Origin of the sequence: Nostoc sp. NZL (assembly GCF_015714705.1) — a bacterium.
GTDB lineage: Bacteria > Cyanobacteriota > Cyanobacteriia > Cyanobacteriales > Nostocaceae > Nostoc > Nostoc foliaceum_A.
Genome location: NZ_WBKL01000165.1, coordinates 137,554 through 152,771, shown reverse-complemented (window position 1 = coordinate 152,771; position 15,218 = coordinate 137,554). Strand labels below are relative to the sequence as shown.

The 15,218-nt window shown below is 41.8% G+C and carries 15 protein-coding genes; 6 read left to right on the top strand and 9 right to left on the bottom strand.

Annotated elements, in window-relative coordinates; genetic code table 11:
* Positions 1-66 precede the first annotated feature (66 nt).
* Complete coding sequence (locus F8R90_RS24085; protein WP_196512784.1) at positions 67-1,545, bottom strand: hypothetical protein; 1,479 nt, start codon at positions 1,543-1,545, stop codon at positions 67-69.
* A 208-nt stretch (positions 1,546-1,753) separates the two neighbouring features.
* Between F8R90_RS24085 and F8R90_RS24080 the strand changes: the two genes are divergently transcribed.
* Together F8R90_RS24080 and F8R90_RS24075 are read left to right on the top strand one after the other, a co-directional pair.
* Complete coding sequence (locus tag F8R90_RS24080; RefSeq protein WP_196512783.1) at positions 1,754-3,151, top strand: amidase; 1,398 nt, start codon at positions 1,754-1,756, stop codon at positions 3,149-3,151.
* Positions 3,152-3,159: 8 nt separating this feature from the next.
* The gene (locus tag F8R90_RS24075) at positions 3,160-3,858 is read left to right on the top strand and encodes a Crp/Fnr family transcriptional regulator (RefSeq protein WP_196512782.1); all 699 of its coding nucleotides are present in this window, start codon (positions 3,160-3,162) and stop codon (positions 3,856-3,858) included.
* A gap of 84 nt (positions 3,859-3,942) precedes the next feature.
* Here the strand turns inward: F8R90_RS24075 and F8R90_RS24070 are convergent, their stop codons facing one another.
* The 8 genes from F8R90_RS24070 to F8R90_RS24035 form a co-directional block, all read right to left on the bottom strand.
* Complete coding sequence (locus F8R90_RS24070) at positions 3,943-4,434, bottom strand: hypothetical protein (RefSeq protein ID WP_196512811.1); 492 nt, start codon at positions 4,432-4,434, stop codon at positions 3,943-3,945.
* A gap of 21 nt (positions 4,435-4,455) precedes the next feature.
* The gene (locus tag F8R90_RS24065; RefSeq protein ID WP_196512781.1) at positions 4,456-4,803 is read right to left on the bottom strand and encodes a cupin domain-containing protein; all 348 of its coding nucleotides are present in this window, start codon (positions 4,801-4,803) and stop codon (positions 4,456-4,458) included.
* A gap of 92 nt (positions 4,804-4,895) precedes the next feature.
* Complete coding sequence (locus F8R90_RS24060) at positions 4,896-5,672, bottom strand: SAM-dependent methyltransferase (RefSeq protein WP_196512780.1); 777 nt, start codon at positions 5,670-5,672, stop codon at positions 4,896-4,898.
* Positions 5,673-5,755: 83 nt separating this feature from the next.
* Entirely contained in the window at positions 5,756-6,295 is a 540-nt protein-coding gene (locus F8R90_RS24055) for a GNAT family N-acetyltransferase (protein WP_230966748.1), read from the bottom strand.
* Positions 6,296-6,438: 143 nt separating this feature from the next.
* On the bottom strand, positions 6,439-7,275 hold the full coding sequence (locus F8R90_RS24050) for an EndoU domain-containing protein (protein WP_196512779.1): 837 nt from the start codon (positions 7,273-7,275) through the stop codon (positions 6,439-6,441).
* A 171-nt stretch (positions 7,276-7,446) separates the two neighbouring features.
* Positions 7,447-8,313 carry an aldo/keto reductase gene (locus F8R90_RS24045; protein WP_196512778.1) on the bottom strand — a complete coding sequence of 289 codons (867 nt, stop codon included), beginning with the start codon at positions 8,311-8,313 and terminating at the stop codon, positions 7,447-7,449.
* Between the two features lie 308 nt (positions 8,314-8,621).
* Entirely contained in the window at positions 8,622-9,128 is a 507-nt protein-coding gene (locus F8R90_RS24040; RefSeq protein WP_196512777.1) for a pentapeptide repeat-containing protein, read from the bottom strand.
* 133 nt (positions 9,129-9,261) lie between these two features.
* Positions 9,262-10,776: an LCP family protein gene (locus F8R90_RS24035; RefSeq protein WP_196512776.1), complete on the bottom strand. Its 1,515-nt coding sequence runs from the start codon at positions 10,774-10,776 to the stop codon at positions 9,262-9,264.
* A 115-nt stretch (positions 10,777-10,891) separates the two neighbouring features.
* Between F8R90_RS24035 and F8R90_RS24030 the strand changes: the two genes are divergently transcribed.
* From F8R90_RS24030 to F8R90_RS24015, 4 genes are all read left to right on the top strand, one after another.
* Complete coding sequence (locus F8R90_RS24030; protein WP_196512775.1) at positions 10,892-12,013, top strand: mannose-1-phosphate guanylyltransferase; 1,122 nt, start codon at positions 10,892-10,894, stop codon at positions 12,011-12,013.
* 78 nt (positions 12,014-12,091) lie between these two features.
* Positions 12,092-12,388, top strand: coding sequence for a membrane protein insertion efficiency factor YidD (gene yidD / locus F8R90_RS24025; protein WP_196512774.1), 297 nt, complete (start codon positions 12,092-12,094; stop codon positions 12,386-12,388).
* Positions 12,389-12,419: 31 nt separating this feature from the next.
* Positions 12,420-14,066 (top strand): ABC1 kinase family protein, encoded by a 1,647-nt coding sequence (locus F8R90_RS24020; RefSeq protein ID WP_196512773.1) that lies wholly within the window; start codon positions 12,420-12,422, stop codon positions 14,064-14,066.
* 160 nt (positions 14,067-14,226) lie between these two features.
* Positions 14,227-15,207 (top strand): ABC transporter ATP-binding protein, encoded by a 981-nt coding sequence (locus F8R90_RS24015; RefSeq protein ID WP_190901481.1) that lies wholly within the window; start codon positions 14,227-14,229, stop codon positions 15,205-15,207.
* The last annotated feature ends 11 nt before the right edge of the window (positions 15,208-15,218 follow it).

The following is a 15,218-nucleotide window of genomic DNA, read 5'->3' as shown; positions in this document are numbered from 1 at the left end:
TTTTACAAAAATCGAAAGGCTCGGATTCGTAACTTATTAGAGAAATTAGAAATCTTGTAATTGTTTTTAGTTCTGGATTATTTGCCTGATAGCCGCATAGTTAGTTTTATAAATCACAAGTGTTTCTTTAGCTTGTATAGAGACAGAAGTTTTCTCTGGAATCGCTTCTAACAACTTGATTGCCTGTTGCCATTTGTCTTGTGCTTGCTGCCAAACTAGTAGCGGATGAGGTGGATTTTGGACAAATAAATTAGCTTCAATTGCTAACTTTTGGGCTGATTCTAAGTTGGCTAAGGCTTTCTTTTCAATTAAGACTCTTTGATTGATAGATTTATAGTTAATCCGATAGTAAGCCGATTTCTTCTTTGCTCGGTCATAAACTGATGTTTCAACAGGAATGCTATCTAATAATTTTATTGCCTGATGCCATTTAGTTTCTGCTTGTTGCCATACCTTTAAAAAATGCGGTGGATTTTGAACCAGAGAAGCAGCTTCCATTCCGAGCTTTTGAGCAGATTTAAAGTTAGTAATGGCACTTCTTTCTTGAGTTAAACTTAGACTCATCTGCTGCGATTGTAGACTTTGCTCTTTAATTTTCCAACCAGCAAAACCTAAGATTAATAAACTTGAGGCTATGAGTAAAGCTAAACGTACTATTTTTTGTGTGGAAAACTTTGGTACTATTTCTACATGCTGGCTAATAATTGGTTCTTTACTACTTTCGTGCTTAATCTTTTTCAGGGCTTGTTCTGCCTGTTCTTTTAAAGTATCACCCTGGATAATTAAAGTTGCAATTTGTTCTTGGAAAAAATCACACTCATTAAGAATATCTGTCAATTCTTGGAATTTGCCATCACTAGATATAATTAATTCGTGATCATCATCTAACCACTCTAAGGCAAAGCCAGATTTACCACAAAAAGCAGACACACCTAATAAAATGTTTAATAAATTATGACTATTTTTAATAGTATCAAAAATATAATTTAACTTTTGTTTTAACTGGAACAATTCATTTTGAGAATTGCTAATTTTTTGAATTTGCCGTTCTAAAACTTGAGAATTTTCAAAGACTAAGTTAATTTTTAAGCTTTCAGCAATAACTTGAAATTGGGCGCAGATGCTGAGATGATTATTATCAGAATTTAATTGATTTACCAACTGAACATCACTGAGAATATCAGCAGCTATTGCCTGCAAAAAATAACCCCATTCAATCCATACATCGATTTTTGATTTTAAATCAGCTAAAGAAATTTTAGTTTTTGAGTTGCCAAACTTATCTGCTATGGCTGGATCTACTAATCCAACAGGTATCAAGAAACTAGGGATTGTAGCTATTCGAGGAAGTGTAGCGATCGCAGAATTTTTGATATTCTCAAATCCCAATTCCTGAACAATTATTTTTTTAGTATTTCGTAGTTGTTCCTGAGCATTATTGGTCAGGATAATTTGTTCCATGATTTCATTAGAATCGCCAATATTCAGTTTTAGACTCTGAATTAGTGTTGGCAATTCACTAACAAGTATTTCTAGGTTAGCCATAAATACCCCTTAGGGATTTGTCGAAAGTTTATGCGAAACAATTAAAATGGCTTGAGTAAGAACGTAAACACGCCTGTTGCATCTGAGCATCCTAGTTGAGTGACAAATCTCAGGAGCTATAAAATGTATAGTTCCCGGAAATCCTGCTAAAGTAACAATTTCACATTTCAAATCCCACAAAAAGACAAAATTACCCATTCACTGACGTATGAATGAAGTTGATTTAGCATTTACCCCAGCACTAGAGTTGGCACAATTAATCCGTCGCCGGGAAGTATCACCACTAGAGTTGGTGGAAATATATTTAGAACGGATTGGGCAGTTAAATCCCCAATTAGGAAGTTATTTTACGGTGACGGCAGAACTAGCGATCGCAGATGCCAAAGCCAAAACAGAATTATTGACAACTACCTCAGAACTACCGCCATTTTTTGGGGTGCCAATTTCCATTAAAGACCTCAATGCTGTAGCGGGTGTTACCTGTACTTATGGAAATCCAGCATTACTTAACAATATCTCTAACTATGATGATGGCGTTGTGGCAAGGATTAAACAAGCTGGGTTTACTATTCTCGGTAAAACAGCCACTTCCGAATTAGGTTCATTACCATACAGCGAACCTACGGGTTTTCCCCCAGCCAGAAATCCGTGGAATTTAGAATACACCCCTGGCGGTTCCAGTGGTGGCGCAGCGGCGGCGGTAGCAGCAGGATTGTGTGCGATCGCTCAAGGTTCTGATGGCGGTGGTTCGATTCGGGGGCCTGCGGCTTGTTGTGGTTTGGTGGGACTCAAACCATCAAGAGGCAGGGTGAGTAAAGCACCCGTAGGCGAACGCCTTGCTGGAATTGCCGCCAACGGTCCGATCGCCCGCACCGTGGCTGATGCTGCTGCCCTTTTAGATACTATATCTGGCTATGTCACAGGCGATCCTTACTGGTTGCCTGATCCTGAACCATCATTTCTCGCCGCCACTCAGACAAAACTCGGTGCATTGCGAATTGCCTTTGACACTACTATTTCTCCTTTGGGAGAAGCTGATGCCAACTGTCAGCAAGGTGTCCGCCAAACAGTTGAGTTATTAGAACAACTCGGACACAAAGTTGAACATAAATCTCCAGATTTTAGTGGTTTAGTTGAACCATTTCAAATCGTTTGGCAAGCTGGGGTAGCTGCTTCGGGACTTCCTGTTGAAGTTATGCAGCCATTGAATCGCTGGCTATTTGCACGCACAGGTTCTGTTGCTGAGTATCTTCAAGCAGTTTCCCAAATGCAGATAGTGGCACGGCAGATTGTGGCGTTTTTCGATACCGTGGATGTGCTGGTATTGCCAGTTTATCTACATTCACCCATCCTGGTTGGGGAATGGGCTTCCCTGAATCCAGAAGAGACATTCCAAAATATTATTCAATGGGTTGCCCCTTGTCCACCTGCGAATGCAACTGGACAACCCGCGATCGCAATCCCTGTAGGCTTTGATAGTAAGGGTTTACCCATCAGTGTGCAGCTAATTGGTAAACCTGCCGCTGAAGCCACACTCATCAGCCTAGCAGCCCAATTAGAAGCGGCTAACCCTTGGATTCATCATCGTCCAGCCTTTGCAATATAAGGCTAATCATGCAAGCATCCCTGGAACAACTTTCGCAAATTATTGTATTTGCAGGTTTAGAAACAGCAGAGAAGATAAGTTTGCAACCTTACACTCAGGTGCAACGCCATAGCAAAGGAGAGATTATTTTGCATGAGGGTGATCGCTTACCAGCTAAACTCTATGCTGTTGTCAGTGGATCAATTCAAGTTACCAAAACAGCAACAACGGGGAAAGAAACAATTTTACGCGCCCTAGCTGCTGGAGAAATTTTTGCGGCTCCTGCTTTGTTAGGAAATGGAATTTCTCCGGCAACTGTCACTGCTGAGTCTGATTGCGAGATTCTCACTGTAGAGCGAGATGCTTTATTAAAAGCAATTGGGCAAAATCCTGAAATCGCGTTACGAATGCTGATGGTTTTTAACAGTCGAATTCAGCAATTGCATGAAACAGTTCACGGATTAGTTTCTGAAAGAGCTATTGTTCGCCTTGCTAGGTTAATTCAATATTTTGCTGCTGTATCTGGAACTGAATCAAGTCCACAAGGTGAGTGTTTAAAAGCCAAATTATCTTATTATCGGATGGCTCGGAGTAGTGGCATTACTTACGAAGAATGTGTGCGTTTAATTAAAAGTCTCAAGTCAATAATTGCCTATAGTCGGGGTGGGAAGATTACAATACTTGATGCGGAGAAATTAGATGCAATCGCTTCTGGAGATATAGATTAGAGAATCTAACGAATACAATTCGCGGTTACATAAAGAAAACCTGCCTCCGCAGGTTTCATAAGCTTAATTTTCTGTAAACAGTTATCAGACTTCTACAGCTGCTCTATCTTGTTCACGTGCAGCAACAACTAGAACTAGACATAGAGCTGCGATCGCTTTTTGCCATTCCTGCCGAACTTGCGCGTCTTCGACACCTGCAAACATCCCTACCAAGCGGGGGATAGAAGCTTCTAAAGCCGGACGAGGCAATGGTCGGTGTAAGTCAACTAAATGAGTTAAACTTTCTTGATTATTGACAAAACCAATTACCCATGTTGTTGTGTGATCAGGACTATCAGGAACCCGCTTGACTCCCAACTCATTTTTTAGCCAGTTGTAGAAAGGTGGTAATTCCTTAGCTAAAACTTCTCCTGCTGTGGGTAAAGTTTCCTTAAGCAAATTGATATCTAAGCTGTTTAGTTCTTGCTGCAATTCAGGCGAATTTAGAACTTCAGTTAGAGGTTTTGATAGTATTTGTTCCAACTGAGTTTTAGAAAGATTTAAATTTTGAGTGAAAGTGAAAAGTAGCGATCGCATATTTCCAGACTCCATAAATAACTAATTACTCTCTGCGACTTTCTCAGAAAGAGTGAGCAGAAATGTCAAGTTCTCTTCAGCTTTTAAGGCATGGGGTGCGTTAGCAGGCATAAAGACAAAAACACCAGGTTTAAGGATGATGTTTTCTCCAGATAAAGTAAGTAAACCTCTGCCTGCGATGACGTTGATAGTGGCGTTCCGAGTAGAGGTATGCTCAGAAATATCAGTGTTAGCTGCTAGGCAAAATAGAGTGTATTGACAAGCATTATCTTTCAACAATACTTTGCTGAGAACTCCCGCACTGGGGTATTCAATTTGTTCTCGTAGTTGAGTAATCATAGATGGGGTAGTTGTGATTGAATTTGTCATAGTATTTTAAGATTATGATTCGTAAACAAAGGCTGATAATCATTCAAAGATTATCGGTATTTATCAGGCGATGGTTTTGGGAATAAATTATGTTAGCTAGCAACAGCACACAAAACTATGTAGCCTAATTCGTGTTGGTATTTATGAAAAACTTGATACATCTCTAAAACCCGTTTGCGGATAGCTCTCTGCGTCAATATATTCCACAGAATCCGAGTCGTATTAAAGATGCCTTCATCTTGAAATATCCGTTTTAAATTCAATAAATTCATTGAGTCAGTTTGGCATTTCTGCACTTGCAATCCTGCTGTTGCAAAAGCCGTCATCCAGTTGGATTCTGACAGTGGTGTAGAATTAACTCGAATTACTCGTGCTAAATCAGCATGAATTTGTTCTTCTTTGTCGCAAGCTAATAGTTCATGGGAGAGAAATTTACCTCCCGGTTTGAGTCGATTGTGAATTTCAGCTAAAAGCTTGGTTTTTCCCAATGGCGATTGCATTGTAAGAATGGCTTCTGCCAATACATAATCAAACTTTCCTGGGATTGCCTCTAGGTTAAAAATATTACCTTCAATGATTTCGACTTGATTTTCTAACCCAGCAGCGCAGATATTAGCACGCGCACAAGCTACACTATCAGGATTTTTTTCAACGCCTACTACTTTCACATGGTAGCGTTTTGCTAAAGCGATCGCACTATAACCAAAGCTAGAACCTAGTTCTAAAACTGTCTCTCCAGGCTGAAAGTTTGCCCACTGAAATAATTTCTCTGTGGCTATTCGTCCACCAGGACGCAGATATTTTTTACCCGCTGCTGCTAAAATTTCGTGTCCGGTAGCTGTTTGGAAATTGAGGATAGTGTTGGTCATGTCTGTGACCCTCGGAAGTTGTCTTACCCTCAATTTCTCAGGAATTTATGATATTGTCTCTGAGGTAGCTCATAGAAGCAGTATTACTTTGCTTTCCACTCGTGGTCAAGGATAGCGTAAAGAAAGTTGTCGTACCATCTGCCTTTGATTAACTCTTTTTCCCGCAGATGACCTTCACGACGCATACCAATTTTTTCTAATACTTTTACAGAAGCAACATTCTCTGCAACACACCAAGACCAGATACGATGCATTCCCAGTTCTTCAAAGCCAAACTTTAAAATGGATTGTGCTGCTTCTGTTGCATAACCTTGTCCCCAATACTGAGTATTTAGTTCATAGCCGATGTTTGCTTCCTGCATTTCCGGGTCGTTTACACGGATACCACAATTACCAATAAGCCGATTTTCTTCTTTAAGGACAATAGCTAACTGAAACTTTGTTCTTGGTTGCTCTTTTTGCTGATCAATAAACATCTGGATAAACTCACACACATCGTTCTTTGTGCGGTGCGTCCAATAGTTGTAACGCAAGTACAAAGAATCAGATTGATAAGCAAAAACCGCCTGCCAATCTGCCTCTACAAAGTCACGCATTAGCAAGCGGTGTGTTTCTAATATCATGTCTTTTATTTATAAGCTTATAGCGGTTCCCACTTAGATGCGGTACAACATTATATCGCAAGGTGTAGGGCACAGCATGCTGTGCCCCTACGGGTGTACCTCACGTAAATGAGAACCGCTATAGTGTAGGCGATCTATAAATTTTAACTTTTACATTTTGCACCTTGAGGAGTAGCATCGGGATAATAGGTAATGATCGCTTTTTCTTTACTGACAAAAACAGTAGGGAATAATTTTCCTGTTTCTCGATCACGCACATTATAAATACATGCTTCCTCATTGTTGCCTTGGAGTTTAAATATTTTGGTGGCATCTAAAAGCATTTCTTCGGCATTGCTGAGGTAGCCATAGCCTTTAATGACATCTGTTACTGTACGATTTTTCTGTTTAATTACTACACCCATTGTATAAATTACATTAGGAATAACTTCCTCTCGTCCTTGATTATTTGGCAAACGTCCGCCTATTCCTTCATTTTGTAACTGTAAATATCTGCCATAGAAATGTAAACCACCAATATCATCGGCGTTATATATTTCGCCACAAAAGATATGTTCAAACCCCCGCCGTTTGAACCAAATATTTGTTAAATCTTCGAGAAATTGTGCTTTATTCCTACGTCCCGGACGAAGTTCACCACCGCTAGCTTGCTGAAGTTTCTGCAACACATCTGGGTAATAAGATAACAATTGTTTAAAATTATTAGAACTAACTCTCGTACCAATAGGGCCGCAGAGTTTTAGTACAGCTTTGTCAAAAGAATTTAGCAGCGGTGGAGGTGGTGTAATATCTACCTGTTGTCCTCCGGGAAAACGAACAGAAACTGGGTTATTTACATTATCAAAAAACGGCAGAAGTTGCGTATTTGGCTGAGGCTGTGCATCTCCTGGATTTTGCCAGATGAATTGGGAAGCTAGCAGCAGAACTGCAAACACTCTTAACCTCTGCTTTAACCTATCGATTACAGAATTTAGCTGCATAAATTTTAGATTAATTACTTTCGATAATAGTCTCGCATGAATACAAAAAGACGCACAAAATTTCTTAGTATCTTTGCGTCTTTTTGTAAGATTAACAATAGTTTATGCAGCTAAACAAGCCACGGAAATCTTAGGCAACTTCTACCACATCTACATTAGCTAGTAAAATAATTAGGTTGCCCCATCAATTTTTTGCACTTCTTCATCAGATAGTTTCACATTGATAGCACGTGTTGAGTCTTCAATGCTGAAAACCTTGCTAGCACCAGGAATTGGCAAAATAGCGGGCGACTTGGAACGCAACCACGCCAAGACAATATTATACACTGACACGCCTTTTTCTTTAGCTAACTGAGCGATCGCAGGGATATCTTGCAAGCCCTGATGGCGACGCCTACCACCAAAGGGACTCCAAGGCAAAAAGGTCAATCCTTGCTGTTCGCAATACTTCAACACACCGTCATTTTCTGGCTGTCGTTGCCAAGGGCTGTATTGATTTTGCACCGAGACAATATCTACCACGTCCCGTGCCCGTTTAATTTGTTCAACGGAAAAGTTAGAAACTCCCACAAACCGAATCAAACCTGCCTCCACTGCCTCTTTCACAGGTGTAAGGGATTCCTCAATGGTGTAATTATTATCGGGAGAATGGTATTGCCAAACATCGATAGGTTTAGCACCACCCAACGCCTCAAAACTGACTCTAATTGCTTGGCGCAGATGTTCTGGATTGCCGTTGCTTGTCCAGTTTCCATCGGGACGCATTAAACCGCCTTTAGTTGCCACAATTACTTGGCTAATATCGCCTTTGTAACTAGTAAGCGCCTTGTGAATTAGTCGCTCGTTGTGGTGCTTATCTGACTCATCTTTGCAGTAAGCGTCGGCAGTGTCAATAAATGTAATACCCAGATTCAGAGCATGATGAATCACTTGGATTGATTCTGATTCGGGAGGACGATTAGAAATTGACATGGGCATACCACCCAAACCGATCGCACTTACAAAGACACCAGTTTTTCCTAGCTGTTTGGTTTCCATGCTTCTAGCTATAGCTTTCTGCCCCAATTATCTACCAGTTAGCCAAAGCTTTTTTAGCAATTCATGATAAATCTTCCCTAGTACTTAGACTAGGTAATCAGTGAATATGCTACCAAGGGAATACTTTACTCAAAGGTTAAGTATTCTATACACAGACACTTTGCTCATGAATTTTTAGGTTTTTACCTCTGAGCAAATACCAAATTAAAATCAAATTGATAATTAATAATACATAGCCTAATAAAAAAGCTTGATTTTCCATTTTTTCGGTAAAATGTCTTTGTTTTTAGGCTTAACGCTGAGGTTCTTTACTTACAACCTAAACTATCTCGCGTTGGCACACCTGTAACCGGATTTACGCCATCCGCTCTTTCACACATTAACGACACTTGATAACGATCAATCAAAGCGTCGGTAAAATCAGCGCCTGTAATTTCGGCATCAAAAAAACGGCTGCGGGTCAAAGTTGCTTCTGTAAAAATGGCATTTTTCAGGTTAGCACCATCCATAGTGACGCGATCGACTAAAGCCCCGCTCAAGTTCGCACCTTCCAGATTTGCTTTTAATAAAACTCCTTTAGTGAGAATTGCGTTGGTTAAATTCGCCCCTTGAAAATTTGTCCCCCGCATTTCTGCTGCTACAAAAGTCACACCTGCCAAATCAGCATTCGAGAAGTCACGATTTTCTAAATTTATATTGTTGTAGTTGATTGTGTTGATTTGAGCAAAAGCCGGTTTGGGATTAAGTATTATCCACAAACATGCTAGTATCAAAATCGCAATCAAACTCAAAAAGCGCAATAAAATCTTTTTCATAACTTTATTATTTCTGAGTAGTCTTTTGTCATTAGTCCTCTCTTACAAAGTTCTGAGCGGAGGTTTCCTCCGCTCAGACTTTGCGCTTTGTCATTTAACCAATAACTAATGACTAATGACTAATGACTCTTGGCTATTTCCAATCTTTACCAATCCGAATTGTGAGATCAGATTCTAAATCACCAATCGCCGACACTTCTATTTGACCCAAGCCTAAGACTTTTTGCAAATCAACTCCAACTCGTCGGTTGCCTTTTTGGACAACAATCTGAGTTTGACGTTGGGTATCTGGCCAATCAGGCACTTTGTAAATATTAGTAAAGCCTTTCTGTTTCAGATAAGCAATAACTTTTTCAGTTAGCTGAGGTTGATTGGAGGCATTTTGAATAGCAATTTTGAGGTTAGGAACCTGACGCATATCTGGTTTCAGACCAGGTACATTTACCCCAACATAATCATTCAACAGGCTCTGTTGTCCTGTCATGTTCAGCCAATAGCTGTCCGGGTCTTTGCTAAAACGGCTAAACGTACCAGGCAACACGGTCATTTGGAAATTATCCCGATCTAAGTTGAGACCGAAGTTCACCAACGCCATCATTTCTTCCATCTTCAGGTTGGTATCAAAGTATTTTCGCATCAAGCGAGTTAATTGAGGCAACCTGGGTAAGACGGTAGGACTATTTAAGCGTTGCAGCAATGCTGCTGTTAGTGCTTGCTGACGCTGCACTCTCGGCAAATCTCCCAAACCTGGTTCGCGGAACCGGGCAAACTGTTCTGCTTGTTCGCCGTTGAGGGTTTGCCAGCCACTGACTAAATTAATTGACAGCCGACTGCTGGAGTCTTTATATTCCATTGATTGGGGAACAAAGACTTCTACTCCGCCTAACTGATCGACTAACTGCCGTAAGCCGCTGGTAGAAATACGGATGTAGCGATGGATTGGGGCGTTGTTTAAGGTACGGCTAACTACCCGTGCTGCCAAGACTGGGCCGCCTTGGGCATTGGCATCAGATACCTTAGTTAATCCCTTTTCTCCCTTTTCGGGGATAGCAATCATCGTATCTCTGGGAATGGAAAGCACCCGTACAGATTTTTCACTAGGGTTAAGCCGTACTAGCAGCATGGAGTCGCTTTTCCCAGCAAAGCTTTCTGGAGAACCATCAACAGTACCGCTGACTGGTTCAATCCCCATAATTAAAATATTCATCGGTCGTGAAAGCTGGTACTGGGAAAGTTTGCTCCATAACTCTCCTGGTAGTGGTATTTTTACCTCGTCTTTAGCAGTTCCTAAATCTTCATCTGTTCGATCTAGGTTGCTCCACAACGGAGTCCAAAGGGCTAAGGTTGATACCAGCAACCCAGATAAGGTAATGCCGATGACAACCGTCATGATCCATAACAGCCATCGAGGCATGGTTAAACCCAGTCTCTCGTAAAGCTCATTGGGAATCGCACCAACAGATTCGACGACGCTACGGTTGGGATTCGCTGGCGGGTTTAGTTCGACCTCCTCCTCCTCTGAGTCGGCTACTGGTGCAGGTGTTACTTGATTTTCCGTTCGTTGAAGTTGCTGCGATCGCACCTCATTTTCAAATGCTACTTGTTGAGATGTCACCGGATTTTCCGACCATTCGACTTGTTTTATCACAATTATCTCCCCACTCAACCACTCCCTAAAAGTATGTTAATGCAAGCTACAAATATTGCCAGTGGAAAAGCTCACTGTAAACTTGTAATGTTCTTCGGTAGGCGTGTATGACAACATGAATACTTTATTGTTCCCCGTAATCCTTGCTGGTGGTAAAGGTGAACGTTTTTGGCCCCTGAGCCGCAAAGACCGACCCAAGCAATTTTTAAGTCTTGATGGTAGCTCTAGAAGTTTATTACAAGCAACCGCCGATCGATTGATAGAACTCGGTGGCGGTGAGTCCAGCGCGGTCTTGGGGGTTTCCCCCATGAGCGACTGGCGAACCCGAACGGGGTGGGATTCCTTGTGGGTGATTACTTCTAGTCAGATAGCTGAAGGGGTAAGACAACAATTACCTGATCTACCATCTCAGAACTTATTGATTGAGTCGGAAGGCAGAGACACTGCCGCAGCCGTTGCTTGGACAAGTTTAGAAATCAAACAGCGCTATGGAGAAGACGCTGTTATTGGCTTTTTCCCTGCTGACCACTGGATTGCTGACGAAAAAGCGTTTGCACACACATTAAGCGCGGCTACGCAACTGGCAGCAAGCACAGCAGCGATCGTTACACTGGGGATCAAGCCTACTTTTCCATCAACCGGTTACGGCTACATTGAACAAGGTGAAAAAATAGGTAGCTTTAATGAGTTGCCAGCTTATCACGTCAACCGCTTTACTGAAAAGCCCGACCGAGAAACGGCAGAGACTTTTTTATCTACGGGACGCTTTAGCTGGAATAGTGGAATGTTCGTTTTTCGGGCAGGGGTTGTTCTCAAGGAACTACATACCCATGCTCCAGAAATTATCGAACCTTTAGAACAACATGGTCCTGATATCTATCCCCAGTTGCCTAAGAAGAGTATAGACTATGCGCTAATGGAAAAGACAACTCTAGCATACGTTTTGCCAGTTGATTTTGGTTGGGATGATTTAGGAGATTGGAATGCGATCGAACGCTTACTGAAGAAAGAGGAAAATCCCAATGTAGAACTCGCTACTCACGTAGGGTTGGACACGCAGGGCGCTATTATTTACGCCTCAAATCCAGAAGATGTAGTTGTTACAATTGGTTTAGAGGATGTGGTGATTGTGCGCGATCGCAATGTCACTCTCGTTGTTAAAAAAGAACGTACCCAGGAAATTAAGCAGATCCTCAAAATTCTTCAAAGCGATTCCCGATTTACCGACCTGCTGTAAAAATTAAAACCCTTGGCAGAGGCGAAAAAGTCTATTTTCCTATTATAACTTGACTGTCTGTTATTTTATCTGACAGTTATGGACATTATTAGCTTTGAGCCTCTCGCCAAAACAATGGCCATCGATTCTATTACTGCCTATCAAAAATATATTTCTCCGTCCAAAGGATTTAGTTGTTCCCATCGCTTATTACATGGTGGGGATTCCTGCTCTAATTACGTCAAACGGATGCTGAGTGAGCAAAAGCTCCACGAAGCCGTACAATCATCCATAAAAAGATTTCAAGACTGTGCCGCAGCTAGCAAAACTTTAACAAGCAGTAAAGCTAGAGCCGACTTCCGTTGTATTGTCATCCCCTGCTGTTTACCTCTTTAACTCCTCTGCATCTTTGCAGTTCTTTACAAAAATGTTCCTCACCCAAACTGTTCCCCGTCAACGAGAAATTCTTGAAGTATTCCTTCGCAATGGCTGGGACTATATGCGAAGGTTACTCACTGGTGGCAAAGCTGATGAACCCCAGCTACCTACACCTGCGGTTTTAAAAAATATCCTGATAGATTTGGGCCCAGTCTACGTAAAACTCGGTCAGCTACTTTCTACGCGTCCAGATTTACTGAGTGCTGCCTACATTGAGGAACTATCAACTCTACAAGACGAAGTACCACCAGTTCCCTGGTCAGAGGTAGAAGTAGTCATCCGCAAACAACTAAAACTCTCTCTGGCAGAAACTTTCAGCACAATTAACCCGATCCCAGTTGCAGCAGGATCAATTGCTCAGACACATCGAGCTACATTAGCAGACGGTCGAGAAGTCGCTCTGAAAGTGCAACGTCCGGGAATTGATATTACAATTGCCCAAGATATTGCTTTAATTCAAGGTATTGCTGATTTAGTGGCGCGGACTGAGTTTGGGCAAACCTATGAAATCAAATCCATCGCCGAAGAATTTACCAAAGCTCTAGAAGCCGAGTTGGATTTTACACGGGAAGCGGGTTTTACAGACCAACTGCGGCGCAACTTATCTAAAAGTCGTTGGTTTGATCCCACGCAAATAGTGGTTGCGGAAATTAACTGGGAATTGACCACAGAAAAATTACTGGTGATGGAATGGCTGGATGGGGTGCCGTTCCTCTCGGCAGATTTAAACAACAACAATAATGGTAAAGATCCTGATGTAGAGCGTAAAGAAATAACTACTTTGTTATTTCGGGTATTTTTTCAGCAACTATATATAGATGGCTTTTTTCACGCTGATCCCCATCCAGGGAACTTGTTTTATCTCAAAGATGGTCGTGTTGCCCTCTTAGACTGTGGCATGGTGGGAAGACTTGATCCCCGCACACAGCAGATATTAACAGAGATGTTGTTAGCGATCGTTGATTTAGATGCTCAAAGGTGCGCTCAGTTAACTTTGCAGCTATCAGATTCTGCCCAACCAGTAATTTTGTCGCGGTTAGAAAATGATTACGATCGCATGTTGCGAAAGTATCACAACGTCAGCCTCACGCAAATAAACTTCAGTCAGATAATTTATGAAGTTTTACAAGTTGCCCGCAACAACAAAATTAGATTACCTAGCAATATGGGTTTGTATGCCAAAACCCTAGCAAATTTAGAGGGTGTAGCGCGGACATTCAACCCGGAGCTTAACTTTTTTGATGAAGTAAAACCATTAATTACAGACTTGTTTCGTCGGCAGTTACTAGGCGATAATCCAGTGCGATCGCTCCTCAGAACAGCCCTAGATATTAAAAGTCTCTCTCTCCAATCTCCCCGTCAAATAGAACTGTTATTAGACCGAGTTACCTCAGAAACCTTACAGTGGAATCTATCGCTGCGGGGGTTAGATGGCGTGCGGCGCACTATGGACGATGCGGCTAACCGACTATCTTTTAGTATATTAGTGGGTTCGCTGATTATGGGTGCAGCAATTATTTCCACCAGAGCGCAGACAACTCAGCTATCTTTTTTAAGCACCATCCTCTTTGCCGTCGCTAGTTTATTGGGTTTGTGGTTAATTATTAGTACATTGCGATCGGGACGTTTACGCTAAAGTCTATGTGTTGTGCCTGAGTAATGCCCACCACAGGAAATCATCATATGTCACTGGCAAAAATACCTACTTTAGTATTTGGAACCACAGAAAAATAGCAATCAACATCATGATTTATGTGTGTTTACCCGTGTACATCTGTGGTTCTAATATAAAAAATATGTCAATCATCATTGCTGAAAAGCTAAGTAAATCTTATCCAGTGGCAGTTAAAAGTCCGGGTATTAAAGGTACAATCACCCACTTTTTTCGCCGCACCTACCGCACAATTCAAGCAGTTCAGGATGTTTCCTTTGAAATTGCTCCTGGTGAAGTAGTGGGGTTTTTGGGCCCAAATGGTGCTGGTAAAACAACCACACTCAAAATGCTCACGGGGTTGATTCATCCCTCTAGCGGTAAAGTTCAAGTAGCTGGACAAATTCCGTTTCATCGGAAAGAAGCATTTTTGCAAAAAATTACCTTGGTAATGGGGCAAAAGCAGCAGCTAATTTGGGACTTACCAGCGCTGGATTCTTTGAGAATTAATGCTGCTGTATACAACATCTCTGATAAAGAGTTCCAGCGGCGGGTGGGAGAACTAACAGAGATGCTTTCCCTAGAAGGCAAACTTACCCAACCAGTGCGGAAGCTATCTTTGGGTGAACGAATGAAAGCGGAATTGCTAGCAGCACTTTTGCACCGTCCTCACGTATTATTCCTAGATGAACCAACGCTGGGACTAGATGTAAATGCTCAGGTGGCGGTGCGCGATTTTTTGCGCGACTACAATCAGCGTTATCAAGCTACAGTGCTGTTGACGAGTCATTACATGGCTGATATCACAGCTTTGTGTCAGCGAGTGCTGTTGATTCACCAAGGAAGGCTGATGTATGACGGTAGTTTAGATGGACTACTAGAACGTTTTGCCCCTTACCGAGAAGTTCATATAGAGTTAGCCCAACCTCTACCGATAGAAAAACTTATGACCTATGGTGATGTGCAACACTTAGAAGGGCGATCGGTGCATTTTATGGTGTCAAGAGAGGCGCTCACCCGCACGGTTTCTCAGATTTTGACGGATTTAGAGGTAATTGATTTAACAGTTACCGAACCGCCTGTGGAAGAAGTGATTGGACGAGTTTTTCAGGCGGGTGTCGTGTAGTACAGACGCGA

Coding starts and splice junctions, on each gene's coding strand:
- F8R90_RS24085 (WP_196512784.1), bottom strand. CDS start 1,545: ATGGCTAACCTAGAAATACTTGTTAGTGAATTGCCAACACTAATTCAG.
- F8R90_RS24080 (WP_196512783.1), top strand. CDS start 1,754: ATGAATGAAGTTGATTTAGCATTTACCCCAGCACTAGAGTTGGCACAA.
- F8R90_RS24075 (WP_196512782.1), top strand. CDS start 3,160: ATGCAAGCATCCCTGGAACAACTTTCGCAAATTATTGTATTTGCAGGT.
- F8R90_RS24070 (WP_196512811.1), bottom strand. CDS start 4,434: ATGCGATCGCTACTTTTCACTTTCACTCAAAATTTAAATCTTTCTAAA.
- F8R90_RS24065 (WP_196512781.1), bottom strand. CDS start 4,803: ATGACAAATTCAATCACAACTACCCCATCTATGATTACTCAACTACGA.
- F8R90_RS24060 (WP_196512780.1), bottom strand. CDS start 5,672: ATGACCAACACTATCCTCAATTTCCAAACAGCTACCGGACACGAAATT.
- F8R90_RS24055 (WP_230966748.1), bottom strand. CDS start 6,295: ATGATATTAGAAACACACCGCTTGCTAATGCGTGACTTTGTAGAGGCA.
- F8R90_RS24050 (WP_196512779.1), bottom strand. CDS start 7,275: ATGCAGCTAAATTCTGTAATCGATAGGTTAAAGCAGAGGTTAAGAGTG.
- F8R90_RS24045 (WP_196512778.1), bottom strand. CDS start 8,313: ATGGAAACCAAACAGCTAGGAAAAACTGGTGTCTTTGTAAGTGCGATC.
- F8R90_RS24040 (WP_196512777.1), bottom strand. CDS start 9,128: ATGAAAAAGATTTTATTGCGCTTTTTGAGTTTGATTGCGATTTTGATA.
- F8R90_RS24030 (WP_196512775.1), top strand. CDS start 10,892: ATGAATACTTTATTGTTCCCCGTAATCCTTGCTGGTGGTAAAGGTGAA.
- yidD (WP_196512774.1), top strand. CDS start 12,092: ATGGACATTATTAGCTTTGAGCCTCTCGCCAAAACAATGGCCATCGAT.
- F8R90_RS24020 (WP_196512773.1), top strand. CDS start 12,420: ATGTTCCTCACCCAAACTGTTCCCCGTCAACGAGAAATTCTTGAAGTA.
- F8R90_RS24015 (WP_190901481.1), top strand. CDS start 14,227: ATGTCAATCATCATTGCTGAAAAGCTAAGTAAATCTTATCCAGTGGCA.